Source organism: Streptomyces exfoliatus (assembly GCF_000725545.1).
In the GTDB taxonomy this organism is placed as follows: domain Bacteria; phylum Actinomycetota; class Actinomycetes; order Streptomycetales; family Streptomycetaceae; genus Streptomyces; species Streptomyces exfoliatus.
In genome coordinates this window covers 77,284-94,105 of sequence record NZ_JNZP01000029.1, presented here as the reverse complement: position 1 = coordinate 94,105, position 16,822 = coordinate 77,284, and the positions used below count along the sequence as shown (strand labels likewise).

Below are 16,822 nucleotides of genomic sequence, written 5' to 3'. Positions count from 1 at the left end.
TCGCGCGCCGCCTCATGCAGGGACGCATCCGGCGAGGTTCTCCGTGTTCGTGATCTCCTTGTCCAGCTTGTCCAGATGCGGGGTGACCTGGTCGACCGCCGCCGGCCCGGTCATGTTCCTGTCCAGGTGGTCCATCGTGACGTCCAGCTCCCGGAAGGCGGCCTGCAGGGCGTCGGTGTTCACCCCGGCCTCCTCGGCGGCGTCCCGGATCTCCGCCATGTCGTCGGTCATGTCGGCCCTGACGTCCTGGATGCCCTGAACCGTCTCGGACGGGTCCAGGTTCCGCATCTCGCCGCTGTGGCCCCGGAGACCCGTCAACTCCTCGCAGACGGCCGCCGTGGCGTCCGCCCGGTCGTCCGCGACGCCGCCGGACCCGCCGCCGTCGTCGGAGCATCCGGTCAGGGCGAGCACGAACGTCGCGCCCGCCGCGACCAGGACGCCCGGGACCACCCGGCGCCCGCGCCGGCCTCCTACGGTGCTGGGGGACATCACGCACCACCTCCTCGGTAGGCACTCCTCGTGCGCGGACGTCTCGCCGCGGCGGCTACCCGCTGCCGTGTCCCGCACACGCCGGGGGAGAGTTTCCCTCGCCGGCCCGTACGCCGACCGGCCTCACGGCTTGAAGAGGATCTTGACCGCGCCGTCCCGCTTGGTCTGGAACATCTCGTAGGCGTCCGGTGCCTCCGCGAGCGGCAGGCGGTGCGTGGCGAAGCCGTCGAGTCCCAGCGGATCGTCGTCCCCGAGGAGGGGCCGCAGCTTCTCCACCCAGCGCAGGACGTTCGCCTGGCCCATGTGGAGCCGGATCTGCTTGTCGAACATCACGAGGAGCGGCATCGGATCGGCCGCACCCCCGTAGACGCCCGCCAGCGACACCGTGCCCCCTCGGCGTACCAACTCGACCGCCAGGTGCAGCGCGGAGAGCCGGTCGACGCCGTAACGGCGCATCAGGCGCCCGGCGAGGGCGTCGGGCAGTCGGCCGACCAGCGACTGCAGACCGCGGGCGATCGGCGCGCCGTGGGCCTCCATGCCGACGGCGTCGACGACCGCGTCGGGCCCCCGGCCGTCCGTCAGGTCACGTACCCGGTCGACCAGTTCGTCGTCGTCGGCCGGATCCAGGGTGTGTACGCCCCGGGCCGCCGCGCGGTCGAGTCTCTCCCGAACGGGATCGATCCCGATGACCAGGCCGGCTCCCTTCAGAAGGGCGATCCGGGAGGCCATGTCGCCGATCGGGCCGAGCCCGAGCACCGCGACCGAGCCGCCGGGCGGCACCTCCGCGTACTCGACGGCCTGCCACGCCGTCGGCAGCACGTCCGAGAGGTAGACGAAGCGGTCGTCCGGCGGGCCCTCCGGCACCGGGATGGGCAGGATGTTCCCGAACGGCACCCGCAGGTACTCGGCCTGACCGCCCGGCACCTGCCCGTACAGCTTCGTGTAGCCGAACAGGGCCGCCCCCGTGCCGTACGCGTGCACCTGCGTCGTCTCGCACTGGGAGTGCAGTCCGCGGGCGCACATCGCGCAGGTGCCGCAGGAGATGTTGAACGGGACCACGACCCGGCTGCCCGGCCGGATCCGCCGTACCTCGGGGCCCACCTCCTCGACCACGCCCATCGGCTCGTGCCCCAGCACGTCCCCCGGATCGAGGAACGGCCCCAGCACCTCGTACAGATGGAGATCGGATCCGCACAGCCCGGACGTCGTGATCCGCACGATCACGTCGGTGGGCTCCTGGATGGTGGGATCCGGCACCGTCTCCACCGAGACATGCCGCCTGCCCTGCCATGTGACGGCCTTCATCACGGCCACCTCCTTCCTCTCCCTCCGCGCCGCGCCGGGCGGCTCACGGCGTCGCGGCCATCGGGACGCGGGCGGCGACGACCGACTGTGAGGACTCCTCCGTCGCGGCGGCGACACGCGCCCAGGTGAACCGTTCGAGGACCCGGCGCCGGCCGGCCCGCCCGTACTCCGAGCGCAGGGCCGGGTCGGCCGGCAGCTGCCGTACCGTCGCGGCCAGACGCTGCTGACGCCCACGGTCTGCCGCTGCTCGGACAGGTAGCGGCACGAGTTCTCGGCCGACTCCGCGCCGGACGCGGCATGCGCCAAGTGGTGCCCGACGAACCGCACGGACGCCGGGTCGAGGCCCGGCAGGGCGGTCGGGAGGAAGCCGGGGGCGCACCGGGCGTACGCCTGGCGCAGGGATTCCCCCACGGGTCGCCGATGCCAAGAGGGCGTTGACGCCGAGTACACGCATGGGGGCCTTTCCGGTGTCGGCGGGGAGGGTCCGCCCTCGGGACGCTGAACGGAAGGGGGCGGGGGAGGGGGAGGGATCGGGACGCGCGCCGGAGCCTCTCGGCCGGATCGGAAGACGACGGCCGGTCCGGAGGACCACGGCCCGCCCGGCGACCACGGACGGTCTCGCGGGCCTCGGGCTGGTCCGGATGTCCCGGGGCGTCCACCTGGAACCCGGCCGTGCGGCTACCCGTGTCGAGCAGCGCTACTCCCGGGATGCGGATATTTCCGACGAGAAGCGAATAATCCAGGGGAATCGGCGGCGCATGGACCGGCACCGTCCGGGCAGGGGCCCGTTGCCGCTGCCCGGACTTTTCCCCTCCCGTCCGGGCAGTGGTGGCGACGGCGCCCAAGAGCGCCGGGACGAACCCCGCCGACGATCAGCGCTCGACCAGCGCGCGGGCGACGCGGACGATGTGGGAGCGCGAGATGCCGGCCGCGTCGAGGAGTTCCCCGGACGTGCCGGAGCCCGGAAGACCGGTGACGGCGAGGTGGGCGAAGGCGGGACGGGCGGAGGCGCGGGTCCCCGCGTCCGTGGCGAGGGCCGACAGGACGGCCTCGCCGATCCCGCCCTCCTGATGGTGGTCCTCGACGACGACGAGCGCGCCGGTGTCCCGGGCCGCGCGGGCGAGGACCTCGGTGTCGATCGGCTTCACGGAGTACAGGTCGACGACGCGGGCCCGGACGCCGTCGGCCGCCAACTGCTCGGCGGCGGCGAGGCACTCGTGGACGGTGACCCCCGCGCCGACGAGGGTGACCTCGTCGTGGTCACCCTGGCGGAGCGTCTTGGAACCGCCCACCGGGAAGGCCTCGCCGTCGGCGTAGAGGACGGGATACGCCCCACGGGTCGTCCGCAGGTAGGAGATGCCGTCCAGATCGGCCATGGCGAGGGTCAGGGCCACCGCCGAGGTGGCGTCACTGGGATAGAGAACGGTCGAACCGCGCACCGCCCGCATCATGGCGAGGTCCTCCAGGCCCATCTGCGACGGGCCGTCCGCGCCGATCTCGACACCGCAGTGGGTGCCGCACAGGGCCATGTCGATCTGCGACACGGCGGCCATGCGGATGAAGTCGTGGGCGCGCGTCAGGAAGGCGGCGAAGGTCGTGGCGTACGGGCGGAAGCCGCGTACCGCCATGCCGACGGCGTCGGCGATCATCTGCTGCTCGGCGATGTACGTCTGGAAGTACCGCTCGGGATGGGCCGTGCGGAAGTCCTCGGCGTGGGTGGAGTTGCCGACCTCGGCATCGAGGGCGACGACATCGGGCCGTGCCGCGCCGAGAGCGGCGAGGGCGCCACCGAAGGCGACCCGGGTGGCGACCTCGTCGCCGACGTCGTAGCGAGGCGGCGACGACGGTCCGCCGTTCGCGCCCGCCGCCACGCCGGTCGCCGCCACGTCGGCCGGTGGCGCGTCGGGCGGCCGGGGGCCGCGCACGCGCAGGTCGCGCACGCCGCCGAGCTCGGCGACGGCACGGTCCGCCATGTCCACCGGCAGTGGTTTGCCGTGCCAGCCGTTCTTGTCGGCCACCTCCGTCACACCACGCCCCTTGACCGTCCTGGCGACGACCACGGTGGGCGCCTGTCCGTCGGCGGCCGTGGTCAGGGCCCGGTCGACGGCCGCGAGGTCGTGGCCGTCGACCACGATCGCCCGGCACCCGAAGGCCTCGGCCCTGCGGGCATAGGCCGACGTGTCCCACTCCAGCTCGGTGGCTCCGCTCTGCCCGAGACGGTTCACGTCGATCAGGGCGGTGAAGTTGGCCAGCCGGTGGTGCCCGGCCTTGTCCAGGGCCTCCCACACGGAGCCCTCGGTCATCTCGCTGTCACCGCACAGCACCCACACCCGGTACGACCGGCCCTCCAGCTCCCGGCCCGCCAGCGCCATCCCGACGCCGTACGCGATGCCCTGGCCGAGCGAGCCCGTGGCCACGTCCACCCACGGCAGCACGGGGGTGGGGTGGCCCTGCAGGCGGTGGCCGGAGCGGCGGTAGGTCGTCATCAGCTCGTCGTCGCCGATCGCACCGGCCGCCTTGAACATGGCGTACAGGAGCGGCGAGGCGTGCCCCTTGGAGAAGACCAGGTGGTCGGCCGCCGGATCGTCGGGAGCGTCCCAGTCGTAGCGCAGGTGGCGGGTCATCAGGACCGCCATGAGGTCGGCGGCGGACAGGCTGGAGGTGGGGTGCCCCGACCCGGCGGCGGTGCTCGCCCGCACGGAGTCGACCCGCAGCTGCTGGGCGAGCTCGAAGACCTGCGCGAGATCGCTCGCGGGGCCGAGGGCGGTGGTGGGGGGCGCGGTCATGGCGCAGGTCCTTTCACGCGGGGGGACCGCACGGCCCGTGCGGTCCCCCGTCTATCCGGAGCGGGCTTCGCGCGTCTGCGTACGGTTCTCCTTGCGTATCGCCTCCAGCAGCTCGCTTCTGCTCATCCGTGAGCGGCCGTCGATGTCCAGGCGCCGCGCGAGCTCGTACAGGTGCTGCTTGGTGGCGCTCTCGTCGACTCCCTCACCGCTGCGGGCCGGTCGCTCCCTGGGGGTGGCGGCCCGTGGGTCGGAAGGGCCCTTGCGGCCGTGTTCCTTGCGCTCCCAGTGGTCGCCGACCTTCTCGTACGAGTGCTTGAGCGCGCTGAAGGCGACCCGATGGGCCCGCTCGCCCTCCCCGTACTGCTCCACGGCCGAGTCGTGGGCCTTGACCCAGGTGCGCTGCGCCGCCTTCGGGGAGCGCTCCAGGGTCGAGGGAAGCTCCTCTCGTCCCGGCATGGTCGCCTCCGGTCATGTGCGGGGGACGTCGTACGCGGGACGGGGCGCCGGGCAGTCCCCGGCCCGGTCGCCTCATCGCGGTCCCACCCAGCGGTGCCCCCGGGGCCGCGCCACAAACGGGGTCGGTGCCGGAATCCGGCGGGTCGTTCGGCGCCTGCCCCTGGGGAGGCGCCGACCCGGCCGGCACGGCGGCGCGCACCGTACGTCGCAGGCCTCACATGCAGCCCGAGCCGATGCGAGTACGCGCGGACAACGCGTCCGACGGCCCTCGGGCTCACCGTGAGTCTGGGGTGCACCGGGACCCTCCGGCGGTTCACCGTGACGTCCGACGGCCCTCGGGCTCACCGTGAGTCTGGGGTGCACCGTGACCCTCCGGCGGTTCACCGTGAACCTCGGGTCGACGGTGACCCTCGGGCGCGGGGTGACCCGAGGGCCCCGTATCAGCCTGGGGTCCGCCCGTGTCAGCCTCGGCGTGAGGCTCCGCCGCGACCCACGGGCCCTCGGGCGGGGCTGATCGCCGGAGTACGAAGCGTGGAGATCACCTCGTTGTCAGTGACCTGGGGGAACTCCTCGTACCACTCGCCGACGGACCGGAAGGAGTCCGGCCGGTACAGGCAGATCACGTCGTCGGCCTCGCGGCGCATGGCCTCGGCGGCCTCCGGTGAGCCGACCGGCACGGCGAGAATCAGCCGGCCCGGATCCGTGCCCCGCAGATGACGCAGTGCGGCACGCGCGGTCACGCCCGTGGCGAGCCCGTCGTCGACGAGGACGACGGTCCGCCCGGCGGTCTCCGGATCCGGCCTGCCCTGCCGGTACAGATCCTCCCGGCGGTGCAGTTCGGCCCTCTGCCGTGCGACCTCGGGGGCGAACTCGTCCTCACTCATCCCGAGCATCGCCAGGCTCTCCTCATCGAACACGGGCGCGTCCTCGCCCACGAGGGCGCCGACGCCGACCTCGGGCCGGTCCGGCAGGCCGATCTTGCGTGCCACCAGAACGTCCATCGGTGTTCCGAGCGCACGGGCGATCTCCGCCGCGACGGGCACGCCGCCGCGTGGAAGGGCCAGCACGACGGGCTCGCCGAGGTCGCCGTCGGCCGCCCACTCGACGAGCCTGGCCGCCAGCTCCTGTCCCGCCTGCCGATGATCGTGGAACCGCATCGGGGATCACCCTTCCCGCTGGTGCCGTACGCGGCCGACGACGGCCCTGAGACCCCGGCGGCCCGAACTCTCGGGCGAGTACCCGGTTCGGGCCCGGAAATGACCGCTGGGACGGGTCGTTCGTATTGCGTCACGCGTTCTGCCGTTCGTCATGGAGGGTGGTCCGGTGGCCTCGGGCGCCACTCGGTGAACCGGTCGCGCGTTGGGGTAGCCGTGACGCCGCTTGCAGTGACGGTTCTGCACCCGTGGCCTGCGGGTTCCGGCCGCGGGTCCTGACTTCTGAATCCGTGCCGGAACCCGACATCGGACGTGCGGCGTCCCCGACGGAAGCGGTGGCGACAGGCTGTGGAGCATCCCGACGTATGGACACGTGGCGACGGCTACGGGCCCGAGCCCGGGGACCGGTCGCGCGGAACGCGCGGGCTTGTCGGCCGCGAGGGCGAACTGGCGGAACTGCGGTCGGCCCTGGCCCTGCACCGGCTGGTGACCGTGACGGGAGCCGCCGGCATCGGCAAGAGCCGGCTCGCCCGGACCCTGGCCGCCTCCCCGGCCGCTGACGCGGGACAGGCCGTGGTCCGGGTGCGCTGGCACGACGGTGTCCCCGTCGGACCGCGCGCGCTGACGGCCAGGCTGCTCCGCGCCCTCATCGCCGCGGCGGGGGCGCCGCCCGGCCAGGGCGTCCCGTCCCTCCGCCGTACCCCTGCCGTGGTGCGCGAGTGCGTGGACATCGCCGAAGCGGCGCGTGCCGTACCCGCCGAGGCGTTGCTGGTCGTCCTGGACGACGTCGACCCCGTGCACACCGAGTGCGCGGGCCTGGTCCAACGCCTCCTCATGGCCGTGCCGGGTCTCCGCGTCCTCGTCACGGCCCGCCGCGCGCTCGGGCTCGGCGACGAGCACGTGATCCGTGTCGCGCCGCTGGAGGTCGACGGCCTGCCGGGCGGGACGGAGCCGTCCCCCGCCGTCGCGCTCTTCCTGGCCCGCACGCCGTCCCGCGCCCACGGCGGCCGGCCGGTGCGGGCCTCCGAGCTGCCCACGGTCAGCAGGGTCTGCCGCCTCCTCGAAGGCGTCCCCCTGGCGATCGAACTGGCCGCGGGCCAGCTGGCCGACCGGACGCTCGGGGAACTCGCCGCCCGCCTGGAGGCGGACCAGTGCTGGCTGACCGGCCCGGGCCCCGCGCTCCGGCGGCACCGCTCCCTGCACGCGTCCATCGGCGCGGTCCACACGCTCTGCGATCCGCTCGTACGGACGGTGTGGCACCGGGCGAGCGTCTTCGAGGGCTCGTTCACCGAGGCCGCCGCCGTACTCCTGTGCTCCGGAGCCGGTGTCGAACCGGACCTGGTGCCCTCCTGCCTGGCCCTTCTGAGCGCCACCGGGGTGCTGCGCGCGTTCGGAGAACCGGGCGCGGTGCGCCGGCCCCGCTACCGCATGGCGCGCGCCGCACGGGACTTCGGCACGGAACGGCTCCGCGGCGCGGGGGAGCTGCCGGGCGCGCTGGCCCGGCACGCCGTCCACTACCGTGGCGTGGCGGCGGTCGCCGAGACCCTGTGGCACATGGGTCTGCAGCACCAGGCCCTGCAGACCGTCCTGGACGAGTACGACGACCTCATGGCGCTCGCCCCCCGGGCGCTGGCCGGCGCCGACGGCCGCCCGCCCGACGGCGATCACATCGAGGAAGCCCTTGAGGCGGTGCTGAGTCTCTGGTTCTGGTGGGCGGTCCACGAACAGGGCCGCGAGGGCAGCGCCCTCGTCCTCGGCCTCCTGCCCCACCTCCCGGCCGGGAGTCCGCTCGCACCCCGCGGACAGTGGCTGGCGGCCTGGCTGACCGCCGCTCACGATCCGCGCACCGCACGGCGGCTCCTGGACCTCGCCTGGCCTGCCGCCGTCATGGCCGGCGACGACGCCCTCATCGGGCGCGTCTCCCACGTCCACGGCACGCTGGCCTGGCACCGGCACGACCCGGAGGAGGCCGTCCGGTACTACCGCCAAGCGGCCGACATGGTCCCCGAGTCGGCGCCAGGCGGTCCTCCGCCGACCGTCAGCCTGGCCGCGCTCGCCGTCGTGCAGGCCCACACCGACCCCGAGTCCGCCGGCCGCACCGCTCTTCGCGCCCTCGCGCAGCCGCGCAACCGCGACGACGCCTGGGCCACGGCGCTGGCCCAGTACGCCCGCGCGTTCGCCGACCACCGCGCCGGCCGCACGGGCCGCGCACGGCGCCGGGCCCAACGCGCCCTGACGCACCTCGCGACGGGCCCGGACACCGCTCCCCAGGCCCGCGCGGCGCTGCGCCGCCTGCTGGACCACCTGGAGCCCTCCGCCGACGGCGCCGCGCGCCACGACAAGCCGTTCGTGCCGGTGCCCCACGCGGGAACGCGGAGCGGAGCGCTCCCCTCCGCGACGGAAGCGACGTGGCCGCAGGGATGAGACCGCGGGGGCACCTCCGGCCCGTCGGGGGCACCTCCGGAGCTGCGTCGTCAGCCCCCGGGTGCCCCCTGCCTGCTGTCAGCCGGCCGTCAGGACCTCCACACCCCGAGAGGTGAGCTGCTCGATCACCGCATGGCCGGGATCCGCGTCGGTGATGAGCCCGGTGATCTCCTCCCAGGGCAGCACGCGGAACCGTGACGCCGTGCCGATCTTCTCGGAGGACGCGAGGATGTGGGTGTCCGCCGCCCGTGCGGCCAGCGCGCGCTTCATCGCCGCCTCCTCGGCGTCTCCGGTCGTCAGCCCCGCCTCGGGGTGCACGCCGGTGACACCGAGCAGGCAGAGGTCGGCCGAGACGTTCTGCGCGGCCTCCACGGCGGCGGCCCCGCAGGCGACCGCCGAGTGCTTGAAGACGCGGCCCCCGAGCAGAAAGAGCTCGGCGCACGGGTGTTCGAGCAGCGCGGCCACGATCGTCGGGCTGTGGGTGATCACGGTGCACTCCAGGTCCTGCGGGAGGGCGCGGGCGACGGCGAGGGCGGTGGTCCCGCCGTCGAGGATCAGGGCACTGCCCGGCCGGACCAGCGCCGCAGCCGCCGTGGCGACCTTCCGTTTGCCGTCGGTCGCCACGGTCTGCCTGGCCGCGTAGTCGGCCACCGCGGGCGATACGGGCAGCGCCCCGCCGTAGACCCGCTGGCACAGTCCCTCGGTCGCGAGGTCGCGCAGGTCGCGCCGCACGCTGTCCTCGGAGATCCCCAGTCGGGCGGCGACGTCCTTCGCGACGATCTTGCCCTCGCGGGCGAGCAGTTCGAGCAGGTGGTCGCGCCGTTCAGCAGCCAGCATTCCGCATTCTCTCCTGTTGTTGCACGTTTTTGCATGTATCGTAGCGCGGCATGACCGACAAGCCCCTGCTCATCCTGATCGCCGGCCCCTATCGTTCCGGCACGGGCGGAGACCCGCAGGCCATGGCCGCCAACCTCGCGCGCCTCGAAGCCGCCGCCTGGCCCGTCTTCGCCACCGGCCACCTCCCCGTCATCGGGGAATGGATCGCGCTCCCCGTCCTCCGGTCGGCCGGTGCGGGCCCCGCCGACCCCCTCGCCGACCAGGTGCTCTACCCGGCCGCCGACCGCCTGCTCGCCCACTGCGACGCCGTGCTGCGTCTGCCCGGCGACTCCGCGGGAGCCGACCAGGACGTCGCCGCCGCCCGCCGCCGCGGCCTGCCCGTCTACCACGACGTGGCCGAGATCCCCCGCCGCACCGCACGGGAGGCCGTGTGACGGGCCGCCCCGGCATCGACGTCCCCGACCATCGCGGCCGCACCGGCCTCGACCGGGCCGGCCGCGATCTGGACCGCAACCCCGACGTCGTGGTCCGGGACGTGGAGCTCACCTCCCAGGGCTGGCACGTCCTGCGTCGCACCACGTACGACTACCGGCGCCGCGACGGGCGCTGGGTCACCGAGCAGCGCGAGACCTACGACCGTGGCAACGGGGCCGTCGTCCTGCCGTACGACCTCGAACGCCGTCGTGTGCTGCTCACCCGTCAGTTCCGCTACCCCGCCTACGTCAACGACCACCCGGACGGCATGCTCGTCGAAGCGGCCGCGGGCCTGCTCGACGGCGACGATCCGCTCGACGCCGTCCGGCGCGAGAGTGCCGAGGAGCTGGGGGTCGCGCTCGGCCCGCTCACCCACGTCCTCGACGCCTACATGAGCCCCGGCTCCGTCACCGAGCGCCTCCACTTCTACGCCGCCCCCTACACGCCGGCCGACCGCACCGGAAGCGGCGGCGGCCTCGAGGAGGAGGGCGAGGACATCGAAGTCCTCGAACTCGACTTCACGGAGGCCCTCGTCATGGTCCGTGACGGACGCGTGACGGACGGCAAGACCATCCTCCTCCTGCAATGGGCCGCCCTGGACGGCCCTTTCGCCGACATGCGCACGCGATAGCCGCGACGGGGACGGGCCGCCGAAGGCCGGACGCATGGTGTCCGGCCCTCGGCTCCGTCATACTTACCGTCCAGTAACCTCGTTCCTCGTCGCGAAGGAATCCGATGCCCACGCCCGCACGTTCCGCCCTGCTGCTCGCCGGACTGCTCGCTTCCGCGGGCGTGGCCCACTTCGTCGCCCCCAGACAGTTCGACGCCACGGTGCCGCGAGCCCTGCCGGGCAGCCCGCGCGCCTGGACGGCGGCCAGCGGGGCGGTGGAGCTCGCGCTGGCCGCGGGGCTCGTGGTTCCGGCGACCCGACGGGCGAGCGCCCACGCCACCGCGCTCTTCTTCGCGGGCGTCTTCCCCGCCAATGTGAAGATGGCCTACGACTGGCGGCACCGCCCGGCGGTTGCCATGGCTCCGCCATGGCGCCCTTCTCCGCCTTGCGAGGCACGGCACCAGACCCCGCTCCCTGATCCGGCCTGATCCAAACGAAAGACCCTAGGGCCTGTCCGGCGGGGCGTGTGGATCACACCGCGTCGAGCAGCAGGCGCGCGGCCACCGTCGTCCCGTCGGTGCGGACCGTACCGGCCACGGCGGTGGCCCGTGCCCTGATCCCGGGGAGCAGGGCCGCCTCGAGCAGGGCGGACAGGGAGGCGACGGTCGGCAGGGGGCCGTCGTGCGCCACCCCGACACCCAGCGCGGACACCCTGCCGGCCCAGTACGGCTGGTCGGCACCCTGCGGCACCACCACCTGAGGCACACCCGCCCGGGCCGCCATCGTCGTCGTGCCCGCACTGCCGTGGTGCACGACGGCGGCCACCCGGGCGAAAAGCGCCTGCTGGTTCACCTCGCCGACGGCAAGGCAGTCGTCCCCGTCGTCGACCACGTCCAGGCCGGCCCAGCCACGGGAGACGATCGCCCGCAGGCCCCGCGCCCTGAGCGCCTCGACGGCCACCCGGGCGAGTTCCTTCGAACCGCCCAGGGGCATGCTGCCGAACCCGACGTAGACCGGCGGTTCGCCGGCGTCCAGGAACGCCACGAGGTCGGACGGCAGCGGACGCTTGTCCGGCCGTATCCACGCCCCCGTCTGCACCACGGCCAGATCCGTCGGCCGCCACGGGCTCAGGAGAGGGTCCGTGGCCAGCCAGGGCCGGTCGGTGAAGGCGTAGTCGCGGACGTTGTCCAGCGGGGGCAGGCCGCAGGACGCCCGGTGGGCGTTGACGACCGCGCCGAACATGTCGTTCGCGTTCCGCGCGTCCACCTCCCACAGCTCCCGGTTGTCGTCCATGTCCTCGGGCAGCCGCCGCCCCCGCCGCGCGGGCGGGGGCTGGTACGGCGACGGCAGGACCACCGGCTGGTGGCTCACGTGCACGTAGCGGATGCCCAGTGCGTCGGCCACCGACCGCGCCCCGGCGGTGACCGGCAGCGGCCCGGTTGCCACCAGGGCGTCGCACCCCTCGGCCGCCGCCGCGACCGGGCCGAACTGAGCGGCGATCAGATCGGCCGCGCGCTGCGCCAGTCCGGCGGCGGAACCGGGCCTCACCGAGGTCACGAGGGGGCGCACCGGCTGCCCCACCGGCACCATCGGCACGCCGGCACGGGCCAGCAGCTCGCCGAACTCCTCGTCCGGCGGCGCGCAGACCCGCGCCTCGGCGCCGAGTTCCCGCAGCCGCACCGCGAGTCCCACCATCGGCTCGACGCTCCCGCGTGACCCGTACGTCGACAACAACACACGCACTTCGTGGCTCCCCTGTGCAAGATCTACGACCTGGGTCGCCGATTCTGCGCCACACCCCCGCCCTCGCCGCAAGGCCTGCGGGTCACACAGCCGCGGGGAACCGCTGCCACACCCGGTGGCTGCCGAGCAGCCCGGCGAGTTCGGACAGCACCTGCTCGGCGTCGTCGCCCACGACGACCCCCGGCGCGTCCACCGGCAGCCGCGCCGCCTCCAGGGCCGTCGCCCCCTCACCCGTACAGCCGACGGCCTTGCCGTGGCGGTAGGCCTCGGTCAGGAGCAGCGCCACCCGCGGGTCGAGGGACGCGGCGTCCGTCGCGATGTGGCCGGCCTTCGCGTCCCGCGCGCCCTGCGCGTCGAGGCCCGGAGCGGGGCAGGCGGCGACGTACAGGGCGTCGAACTCGGTGGACCGCGCGGTGGCGAACGTACGCTGCACGGCGACCGCGTCCCCCTCGGCGTCGAGGACACCGCCGGCCGCGGCGATCACCAGCGGGACCGTTCCCGCGCTCAGGGCCGCCGCGCGGAACGCCCGCACGGCCTCCATGCCCGCGCTGTCGGTCTCGTCGGCGACGATGCCGATGACCCGCCCGTCGAGTGGCCACGTGGCGCCGAGCTGCGAGAGCGCGGGACTGGGCCGTACGTCGGCGAACGGCACCGTGGCCGGTGGCACCGGCAGGCCGAGGCCCGCGGCGACGCCTTCGCAGAGGACGGGGTCGATGTTGGCGAGGACCGTCAGGGCGCGCTCCTTCACGGCCTGCTCGAAGCACTTGCTCAGCTCGAAGGTGTAGGCGGCGATGATGTGCTCGCGCTCCGTGGGAGTCATGCTCAGCCAGAACAGCCTCGGCTGCCCGAAGTGGTCCGCGAACGACTGCGGCGCCTCACGGACCTTGTTCGACGTCGGGACCTGGACCGGCGTCTCGATGTACGCGCCGGTGTCCGCCCCGGCGAGGAAGGGGCAGCCGCCGTCCAGGGAGTTGGGCCGGTAGGGGGCTACGCCGGTGTGGACGGCCGTCTGGTGCATGCCGTCGCGCAGCATGTCGTTGACGGGGGCGTGCGGACGGTTGATCGGCAGCTGGGCGAAGTTGGGGCCGCCGAGCCTGCTGATCTGGGTGTCCAGGTACGAGAAGAGGCGGCCGGCGAGCAGCGGGTCGTCGGTGATGTCGATGCCGGGCACGAGGTGACCTGGGTGGAAGGCGACCTGCTCGGTCTCGGCGAAGAAGTTCTTGGTGTTGGCGTTGAGGGTGAGCAGGCCGACCGGCTGCACGGGAGCGAGTTCCTCCGGCACGATCTTCGTGGGGTCGAGCAGGTCGATGCCCTCGAAGGTCTGCTCCGGGGTGTCGGGGAAGGTCTGGACGCCCAGCTCCCATTCGGGGAAGGCACCCGCCTCGATGGCGTCGAAGAGGTCCCGCCGGTGGAAGTCGGGATCCATGCCCGCGACGAGCTGCGCCTCCTCCCACACGAGCGAGTGCACGCCGAGCCGGGGCTTCCAGTGGAACTTGACCAGCGTCGTGCCGCCGTCCGCGGCCACGAGGCGGAAGGTGTGGACGCCGAAGCCCTCCATCATCCGGAACGAGCGGGGGATGCCCCGGTCGGACATGTTCCACAGCGTGTGGTGCGTGGCCTCCGTGTGCAGCGACACGAAGTCCCAGAAGGTGTCGTGGGCGCTCTGCGCCTGCGGGATCTCCCGGTCGGGATGCGGCTTGCCGGCGTGGATGACGTCGGGGAACTTCACCGCGTCCTGGATGAAGAAGACCGGGATGTTGTTGCCGACGAGGTCGAACGTGCCCTCCTCGGTGTAGAACTTCGTCGCGAAGCCGCGGGTGTCGCGGACGGTGTCGGCGGAGCCGCGGGAGCCGAGGACGGTGGAGAAGCGGACGAACACGGGTGTCTCGACGTCGTCCCCGAGGAACGCGGCCTTCGTCAGTCGGCTCGCCGTCCCGTAGCTCCGGAACACGCCGTGGGCCGCCGCTCCGCGCGCGTGGACCACGCGCTCGGGAATGCGCTCGTGGTCGAAGTGAGTGATCTTCTCGCGCAGGTGGTGGTCCTGGAGCAGTACGGGCCCGCGGCTGCCGGCCTTGAGCGAGTGGTCGCTCTCGTACAGCCGGACGCCCTGAGCGGTGGTCAGGTACGCGCCGCTCTGCGCCGACCGGGCGGGGTCCTCCCCGGTGGCCTGACCCGTGGGGCTGACGGTCTCCGGGCCGCTCTGGTCCGGCTTGGGAGGCAGCGGGCCGTGTGGCTGCGTGGGCTCCTCGAGGGACGAGGGCTTGGCGCCGGGCCGACCGGGGACACCGGACTCGGCGGCCGGGTCCGGGTTCGGGTTCGCTGTCATCGAAACGCTCCTGTTCGGGTGGGGATCACGCTCTCCCACGTCTTCCCTGTCGCGAATGTCCCGAACATACGAGATCGCCCGAATGTGGGCGACTCGGGTCGGCCGGGCGGACGCGAGAGCGTCAGCCGTGGAAGGGCCGGGGGCGGAGCCGTCGCGGCGACCGGGCCGACCGGGGTGCGCGCAGGGCCGCGCGGGCCGCGTTGGCGCCCGGCGCGCCGTGGACACCGCCGCCCGGGTGGGCGGTGGCCGAGGCGAGGTAGAGCCCCCGGATGGGCGTCCGGGGGCGTCCCGTCCCGGGAACGGGACGGAAGACCAGCTGCTGGTGCAGGCTGGTGGTGCCCTGGTTGACGGCGCCTCCGACGAGAGCGGCGTTCCTGTCCTCCAGGTCGGGCGGCGCGAGGACGCGCCGGGCGAGGATCGACGCGCGGAACCCGGGAGCGAGACGCTCGATGCCCGCCTCCACGCGCGCCGCGACGACGTCCTTCTCCCGCTCGTCCCACCGCCCGCGCAGCCCGTCGTCCCCGGCGTCGCCCCGGATCTCCTGCGGCACGTGGGTGTAACCCCAGGCGGACTCCGTGCCGGCGGGGGAGCGCGTCGCGTCGGCCGTGGTCATCTGGCCGAGAACGGTGAACGGAACGTCCGGGACGCGCCCCATGGCGAGCTGCGCCCCGAAACGGGTGAGGTCGTCGACGCCGTCCGCCACATGGACGGTCCCGGCGCCGTGCGCCCCCTCGGCGGTCCAGGGAATCGGACGCGCGAGGGCCCAGTCGACCTTCACCGTGGAGAAGTCCCAGTGGAAGCGGCGCAGATCCGCGCGGAGGGCGGCCGGCACGTCGTCCTCCGCGACCAGCCGCCCGTAGAGAAGAGGAGCCGGCAGGTCGGCCAGGACGGCGCGCCGCGCCGGCACCTCGGCGCCGTCCTCCGTGCGGACGGCGACGGCCCGGCCGCCCCGCACCACGACACGCGTCACCGCACGCCCGCAGTGCAGTGCCCCGCCGCGCGCCCGCAGACGCCGCACGAGAGCCCCGGTGAGGCCTGCCGCCCCGCCCGTGGGCACCGGGAAGCCGTAGGACTGGCCCAGCATGCACATGAGCCAGCCGAAGCCGCCGCCGAGCGCCGACTCGGGCCCCAGGTCGGCGTGCAGGGCGTTTCCCGCGATCAGTAGCCTTCCGCCTTCGCCGGCGAAGTGCTCCTCGCCGAACCGCCGGGCGGGCAGCAGCATCGTGCGAGCGAGGCGCAGGCCGTCCGAGGGGCCGGTGCGGGCGGCGAGCCGCAGCCCGGAGAGGACCGGCGGGAAGGGGGTGAAGAGACACCCCAGCAGGTCGTCGTCCACCCGCCGCCAGAGACGGTAGAGGCGTTCCCAGGCGCCGTCGTCGCCGGCGGCGAAACCCGCGAGGGACGCGGCCGTCCGCCGGACGTCCCGGGAGAGCACCGGGCACCGGCCGTCGGGCAGCGGGTGGGCGAGCACGGTCGGGGCGTGCGTCCAGCGCAGCCCGTACTCCTCCAGACGCATGGCCCGGATCACGGGGGAGGCGGCGGCCAGCGGATAGAACGCGCTGAACAGGTCGTGCACGTAGTCGGGGTGGACGCCCCGGTCGCTGCGGACCGCCCCGCCCGGCTCGTCCTGGGCCTCCAGGACGACGACCCGCCATCCGGCGTCCGCGAGGACGTTCGCCGCCACGAGACCGTTGGGACCGGCCCCGACGACCACCGCGTCAGGCGCCGACACGAGGGCCGCCCTCCTCGGCGTACGAACCTGAGTGCTCCCCCGACTCCACGACACGGGCCAGCCTGGACAGCATGGCGCGATGGCGCAGTTGGAGGGCGGCGTCGAGGACGGAGTTGTGCCAGCGTGCCGCCGCCCCGCTCAACGGGTGTTCGTCGACGATGACGAGGGTGTCCTCGGCCCAGGGCTGCACCGTGATGGCGATGCGGACACTGCCCGACCTGCCGCCCATCGACTCGAGTTCGAGACGGTGCCCGGGCTCGAAGACGCGTGAGACGGTACGGCCGCGGTATTCCAGGGGCCCGAACTTCACCACGTATCCGATCTCGGAACCCTCGGCGGGCCACCGCCCGTCCCGGTTCCAGGAGTCGTCGGTGCCGACCACCCAGTGGGCGTAGAGCGAACCGTCGCGCAGGACCGACCAGACCGCGGCCGGCGGCTTGCGGATGAGCTGGTGTCGCACGGCCATGAGAGGCCTCCTTGTGAGCTGTG

15 protein-coding genes are annotated in these 16,822 nt (G+C 73.8%); 4 read left to right on the top strand and 11 right to left on the bottom strand.

Annotated elements, in window-relative coordinates:
* Positions 1-12: 12 nt before the first annotated feature.
* From IO20_RS0128665 to IO20_RS0128640, 6 genes are all read right to left on the bottom strand, one after another.
* Positions 13-489 (bottom strand): hypothetical protein, encoded by a 477-nt coding sequence (locus tag IO20_RS0128665; protein ID WP_157850817.1) that lies wholly within the window; start codon positions 487-489, stop codon positions 13-15.
* Positions 490-612: 123 nt separating this feature from the next.
* Complete coding sequence (locus IO20_RS0128660; RefSeq protein WP_030555032.1) at positions 613-1,794, bottom strand: alcohol dehydrogenase catalytic domain-containing protein; 1,182 nt, start codon at positions 1,792-1,794, stop codon at positions 613-615.
* 43 nt (positions 1,795-1,837) lie between these two features.
* Positions 1,838-2,059 (bottom strand): glycosyltransferase family protein, encoded by a 222-nt coding sequence (locus IO20_RS36980; RefSeq protein WP_037636450.1) that lies wholly within the window; start codon positions 2,057-2,059, stop codon positions 1,838-1,840.
* 607 nt (positions 2,060-2,666) lie between these two features.
* Positions 2,667-4,580: a transketolase gene (locus tag IO20_RS0128650; RefSeq protein WP_030555030.1), complete on the bottom strand. Its 1,914-nt coding sequence runs from the start codon at positions 4,578-4,580 to the stop codon at positions 2,667-2,669.
* Between the two features lie 51 nt (positions 4,581-4,631).
* Positions 4,632-5,036 (bottom strand): ChaB family protein, encoded by a 405-nt coding sequence (locus tag IO20_RS0128645; protein WP_030555028.1) that lies wholly within the window; start codon positions 5,034-5,036, stop codon positions 4,632-4,634.
* Positions 5,037-5,497: 461 nt separating this feature from the next.
* Positions 5,498-6,193, bottom strand: a complete 696-nt coding sequence (locus tag IO20_RS0128640; protein WP_051874748.1) for a phosphoribosyltransferase — start codon at positions 6,191-6,193, stop codon at positions 5,498-5,500.
* A gap of 345 nt (positions 6,194-6,538) precedes the next feature.
* Between IO20_RS0128640 and IO20_RS0128635 the strand changes: the two genes are divergently transcribed.
* On the top strand, positions 6,539-8,614 hold the full coding sequence (locus IO20_RS0128635) for an ATP-binding protein (RefSeq protein WP_051874746.1): 2,076 nt from the start codon (positions 6,539-6,541) through the stop codon (positions 8,612-8,614).
* Positions 8,615-8,692: 78 nt separating this feature from the next.
* Here IO20_RS0128635 and IO20_RS0128630 read toward each other — a convergent pair whose 3' ends face one another.
* Positions 8,693-9,451 (bottom strand): DeoR/GlpR family DNA-binding transcription regulator, encoded by a 759-nt coding sequence (locus IO20_RS0128630; protein WP_030555024.1) that lies wholly within the window; start codon positions 9,449-9,451, stop codon positions 8,693-8,695.
* Positions 9,452-9,501: 50 nt separating this feature from the next.
* On the opposite strand from IO20_RS0128630, the gene IO20_RS0128625 reads away from it, so the two are divergent.
* The 3 genes from IO20_RS0128625 to IO20_RS0128615 all read left to right on the top strand — a co-directional run bounded on the left by IO20_RS0128625 (position 9,502) and on the right by IO20_RS0128615 (position 11,023).
* Positions 9,502-9,885, top strand: coding sequence for a hypothetical protein (locus IO20_RS0128625; protein ID WP_030555022.1), 384 nt, complete (start codon positions 9,502-9,504; stop codon positions 9,883-9,885).
* Entirely contained in the window at positions 9,882-10,556 is a 675-nt protein-coding gene (locus tag IO20_RS0128620) for an NUDIX domain-containing protein (RefSeq protein ID WP_030555021.1), read from the top strand. The genes IO20_RS0128625 and IO20_RS0128620 overlap by 4 nt, the downstream gene beginning before the upstream one ends.
* A gap of 104 nt (positions 10,557-10,660) precedes the next feature.
* A complete protein-coding gene (locus tag IO20_RS0128615; protein WP_245685081.1) occupies positions 10,661-11,023 on the top strand; it encodes a DoxX family protein in 363 nt (120 codons plus the stop codon).
* A gap of 43 nt (positions 11,024-11,066) precedes the next feature.
* Here the strand turns inward: IO20_RS0128615 and IO20_RS0128610 are convergent, their stop codons facing one another.
* The 4 genes from IO20_RS0128610 to IO20_RS0128595 all read right to left on the bottom strand — a co-directional run bounded on the left by IO20_RS0128610 (position 11,067) and on the right by IO20_RS0128595 (position 16,799).
* On the bottom strand, positions 11,067-12,230 hold the full coding sequence (locus IO20_RS0128610; protein WP_051874743.1) for a glycosyltransferase: 1,164 nt from the start codon (positions 12,228-12,230) through the stop codon (positions 11,067-11,069).
* A 130-nt stretch (positions 12,231-12,360) separates the two neighbouring features.
* Positions 12,361-14,604 (bottom strand): catalase, encoded by a 2,244-nt coding sequence (locus tag IO20_RS0128605; RefSeq protein ID WP_030555017.1) that lies wholly within the window; start codon positions 14,602-14,604, stop codon positions 12,361-12,363.
* Between the two features lie 121 nt (positions 14,605-14,725).
* The gene (locus tag IO20_RS0128600) at positions 14,726-16,333 is read right to left on the bottom strand and encodes a phytoene desaturase family protein (protein ID WP_030555016.1); all 1,608 of its coding nucleotides are present in this window, start codon (positions 16,331-16,333) and stop codon (positions 14,726-14,728) included.
* Positions 16,320-16,799 (bottom strand): SRPBCC family protein, encoded by a 480-nt coding sequence (locus tag IO20_RS0128595; protein WP_051874742.1) that lies wholly within the window; start codon positions 16,797-16,799, stop codon positions 16,320-16,322. The genes IO20_RS0128600 and IO20_RS0128595 overlap by 14 nt, the downstream gene beginning before the upstream one ends.
* Between the last annotated feature and the right edge of the window lie 23 nt (positions 16,800-16,822).

Bases quoted from the DNA above. Each gene is read 5' to 3' on its own strand.
- IO20_RS0128665 (WP_157850817.1), bottom strand. From the start codon at position 489: ATGTCCCCCAGCACCGTAGGAGGCCGGCGCGGGCGCCGGGTGGTCCCG.
- IO20_RS0128660 (WP_030555032.1), bottom strand. From the start codon at position 1,794: ATGAAGGCCGTCACATGGCAGGGCAGGCGGCATGTCTCGGTGGAGACG.
- IO20_RS0128650 (WP_030555030.1), bottom strand. From the start codon at position 4,580: ATGACCGCGCCCCCCACCACCGCCCTCGGCCCCGCGAGCGATCTCGCG.
- IO20_RS0128645 (WP_030555028.1), bottom strand. From the start codon at position 5,036: ATGCCGGGACGAGAGGAGCTTCCCTCGACCCTGGAGCGCTCCCCGAAG.
- IO20_RS0128640 (WP_051874748.1), bottom strand. From the start codon at position 6,193: ATGCGGTTCCACGATCATCGGCAGGCGGGACAGGAGCTGGCGGCCAGG.
- IO20_RS0128630 (WP_030555024.1), bottom strand. From the start codon at position 9,451: ATGCTGGCTGCTGAACGGCGCGACCACCTGCTCGAACTGCTCGCCCGC.
- IO20_RS0128625 (WP_030555022.1), top strand. From the start codon at position 9,502: ATGACCGACAAGCCCCTGCTCATCCTGATCGCCGGCCCCTATCGTTCC.
- IO20_RS0128615 (WP_245685081.1), top strand. From the start codon at position 10,661: ATGCCCACGCCCGCACGTTCCGCCCTGCTGCTCGCCGGACTGCTCGCT.
- IO20_RS0128610 (WP_051874743.1), bottom strand. From the start codon at position 12,230: ATGGTGGGACTCGCGGTGCGGCTGCGGGAACTCGGCGCCGAGGCGCGG.
- IO20_RS0128605 (WP_030555017.1), bottom strand. From the start codon at position 14,604: ATGACAGCGAACCCGAACCCGGACCCGGCCGCCGAGTCCGGTGTCCCC.
- IO20_RS0128595 (WP_051874742.1), bottom strand. From the start codon at position 16,799: ATGGCCGTGCGACACCAGCTCATCCGCAAGCCGCCGGCCGCGGTCTGG.